General features: G+C 40.8%; 3 protein-coding genes and 1 tRNA gene. All 4 read left to right on the top strand.

The window, feature by feature from the left end; all coding sequences use genetic code 11:
• Positions 1–26 precede the first annotated feature (26 nt).
• Positions 27–101: transfer RNA gene (locus D6734_01055), tRNA-Pro, on the top strand.
• Between the two features lie 118 nt (positions 102–219).
• The gene (locus D6734_01050) at positions 220–1,971 is read left to right on the top strand and encodes an SAM-dependent DNA methyltransferase (protein RMF97968.1); all 1,752 of its coding nucleotides are present in this window, start codon (positions 220–222) and stop codon (positions 1,969–1,971) included.
• The gene (locus tag D6734_01045) at positions 1,968–2,999 is read left to right on the top strand and encodes a hypothetical protein (protein ID RMF97967.1); all 1,032 of its coding nucleotides are present in this window, start codon (positions 1,968–1,970) and stop codon (positions 2,997–2,999) included. The genes D6734_01050 and D6734_01045 overlap by 4 nt, the downstream gene beginning before the upstream one ends.
• Positions 3,000–3,069: 70 nt before the next feature.
• Positions 3,070–3,754: hypothetical protein (locus D6734_01040; GenBank protein ID RMF97966.1), on the top strand; the 685-nt coding region annotated here is incomplete at its 3' end.

The raw sequence follows: 3,754 nt of genomic DNA, 5'->3' as shown, positions 1-3,754 counted from the left end.
GGGTATTTTCGGTAAGCTGGAAGTGCCGGGCCATGGTGTAGCGGCAACATACACCCTTGGGGTGGGTGTGATGGCGGGTTCGACTCCCGCTGGCCCGACAAAGGAAACTTCTATAAGCTCAAGAGTGAGCTGTTCTTGACAAAGAACCTTCACATATGTTAACCTACTTACAGCATGGATATTGGACGGCAATATATTACTACTGCAGAACTCGCAAGAATGCTAGGGATCAGCAGGGTTGCCGCGAGGAATAAAGTCGTCAAGCTTCTTAAAGAGGGAAAAATTTCTGCCATAGAGAAAGGAAAAGGGTACCTCATTGAGAAAAATTCTCTCCCGAGAGAGGTACAAGAAGCAATAAGAAAACGTCAAGATGAAGCAGCTAAGAAAATCACCGAACTTGGAAAAAGAACAGAACGCGATCTCAACTTTGAAAAAGAGCTGTGGAATGCTGCGGATAGGCTCCGTGGGAACATCGATGTCTCAGAATACAAACACATCGTACTTGGGCTCCTGTTTCTTAAATATATATCCGATGCCTACTACCAGAGACGGCACGAGCTGGAAAAATGGACTAGCGATCCCAAAAACAAAGACTACTACATCGAAGACCCTAAAGAGCGCATATACATCGTTAACGATAAAGATCAATACAAGAGCGCAAGTGTGTTCTATGTTCCAGAAAAAGCACGGTGGGAATATCTACAAAACCACATCACAAACCCCAATATTGGAAAATACATCGATGAGGCAATGGAGGCCATTGAAAATGAAAATCCAAGAGAATTGAGGGGGGTTCTACCAAAAATCTATACGAAGACATATCTTGAACACCACGCCCTTGCCGAACTGATCAAAATCTTCTCGAGAATAAAATTCAATCACGATATAGACAAAGAAAAAGATATCCTCGGGCGCGTGTATGAATACTTTCTCGGGCAGTTTGCCTCTGCAGAAGGAAGACGCGGAGGAGAATTTTACACGCCGCGCTGTCTTGTAAAGCTTCTTGTAGAAATACTCTCACCCCACGAGAACGCGCGCATTTTTGATCCTGCATGCGGAAGCGGAGGAATGTTCGTACAGTCAAACAACTTCCTTAAAACACATCAAAAAGATCCTACAAAAATTGCATTCTTCGGACAGGAAAGCAATCCTACAACTCTCCGACTTTGCAAAATGAACCTCGCCATTCGCGGAATCGTCGGCCAGATAGAGCTAGGAAATTCTTATTACGACGACAAGTTCCCAGATCTCCGTGCCGACTTCGTACTCGCTAATCCCCCATTCAATGCCGACTGGCAACCAGAGCGACTTTCTCGAAAAGACCCTCGCCTCCAATACGGCACCCCTCCCCCGAGAAATGCTAACTTTATGTGGATTCAACACTTCATTCATCATCTCGCACCAAATGGAATTGCTGGGTTTGTTATGGCAAACGGAGCTCTTGCAGTGGGTGGACGCGAGGGCGAAATACGGAAGAAAATTATTGAAGCTGATCTGATTGATGTAATCATCGCATGTCCCGCGAAACTCTTTTATAATGTTTCGCTCCCTGTTTCCCTCTGGTTCATCTCAAAAAACAAAGATAACGGAAGATTCCGTAAAAGAAGTGGCGAAGTGCTTTTCATCGATGCAAGAGACCTGTACCAGCAAATCTCGCGCAAACAGGCTATCCTTACCGACGAGCACATCCAGAAGATCGCCGGCACCGTCCGCGCATGGCGTGGTGAAAAAGAAGTAGAAAAGTATGAAGACATTCCCGGCTTCTGCAAAGCGGCAACGATAGAAGAAATCCGCAAGAACGGATACGTGCTCACTCCCGGAAGGTATGTAGGCATTCCGCCAGAACCAGACGACGGCGTGCCGTTTGAGGAGAAAATGAAAAAATTGACAAGCGAATTAAAGCAATATTTTGAGGAGGGTCGAAAATTGGAAAATGTAATTAATGACGCTATTGAAAGTCTAAAAATATGAAACTTCGATACGAAATAAAACCAGAGAATTTAAAAGTACTTGAAATAAAAAAGATTGCCCTTAATAAGGATAAATTTGGTGCGCTTACATTTGATAAAGCATACCCACAGTTGCACAAACTTCGCAAAATGTTAGTTGAATTTGAAGAGCTTGATTATCAAAACCTGCTTACTTCCGATGAAGTAAGGGAGGTGGACAGCATTAAGCAGCGTTTGATGAATTATATTAAGAGAATAAATGATCTAAATCCCGAAACTGACGCTTCTTTTAATAAGAATGTAAGGGATCAAATAGAAAGTGAAATTGATAGCTTTTATCGTACAGCTACGAGACAACTTAGAAGTAATCTAGTTTTCCTTAGGCAAGAAGCAGCTAGAAAAAGTCAAGATCAACAATCTTTAGCAGAAGAACAAAGGGCGGCGATGCAGGCAAGAAAACAATATGAAGAATTGCATAAACAGTTAAAGGGAGAATTGGAATTATTGCAAAAACAAAAAGGAGAGATTGAAAAAGCGCACGGCGAAATTGCTTCAAAATACCTTGCCGCTCAATTTAATAAACAGGCTAAGGAATATGAAGATGAGGCGAAAAAATGGTTGTTACTGCGCAATAGACTTTATTGGGTGCTTATATGCATTATTGGACTTAATTTTTTAGCTTACCTTTCACTTTTTATTCTGGATAAAGGTTGGAATATTGGTTTGCCGCCGCGTGAGATATTCACTGTTGAATATGGGTTAGTAAAGTTAGCTCTTTTAGCTGTCATTTCATATGGAATTGGCTTTGCTTCCAAAAATTACAATGTAAATTCTCACTTATCAGCCATAAACAAGCATCGTCGAAATGTTGCGCAAACTTTAGAAGATTTTCTTGCAACAAATCCTGATAGAAAAACAGAAATGTTGCGGCAAGCAACAGAGGCAATGTTTAGACACGTGTCTATTGGTTATATCAGACGAGAAAAGCAAAAAGATAACGGACCAATTTACGAAATCATTAATAAATTTCTCCCCAACAAAGAACAATGAGCAAATCAATTACACAACCTAAAAAATTGACAGAGAGCGAAGTTGAGACTGAATAAACTAAAAGTTAAAAATGAAAAGTGAAAAGTTACAATTAAAAAATAAAAACTGGCGGCGAGTGAAGCTGGGGGAGATTGCCGATGTGAAGACTGGAAGCACTGATGTAAAAGATGCTGTTGAACACGGCAGATATCCTTTATTCGATAGGTCAATGGAAATCAAACGAAGTAATAAGTATTTGTTCGATGATACAGCGATTATTCTTCCTGGTGAGGGCAAAGAATTTACCCCGCGTTTTTACAATGGAAAGTTTGATTTGCATCAGCGAGCATACGGAATCTTCCCACATAAGAACGCAATTGATCCGAAATATCTTTATTATGCGATACTAAAAGAGAAGGGTGTTTTTTCACAATGGGCGGTCGGAAGCACTGTTAAGTCTTTGCGTATGCCTATTATTAAATCGGTTGAGCTATCACTACCTGATTTGCAAACCCAAAAACGCATTGCTGCTATCCTCTCTGCTTTTGACAACAAGATTGAGTTAAACAATAAAATCAGCGCAACGCTTGAGCAGATAGCGCAGGCGATTTTTAAGGAGTGGTTTGTAAAATTTAAATTCCCTGGTTGGAAGAAGATAAAATTTGTTGATTCAGAATTAGGAAAAATTCCGGAGAAGTGGGAAATAATTGATCTTTATGACTATATTAAATTTGAAGGCGGATCACAACCTCCTAAAGAAATGCACATTTATGAAG

Source organism: Candidatus Schekmanbacteria bacterium (genome assembly GCA_003695725.1).
Taxonomy (GTDB): domain Bacteria; phylum Schekmanbacteria; class GWA2-38-11; order GWA2-38-11; family J061; genus J061.
This window is presented reverse-complemented; position numbering and strand designations above follow the sequence as displayed.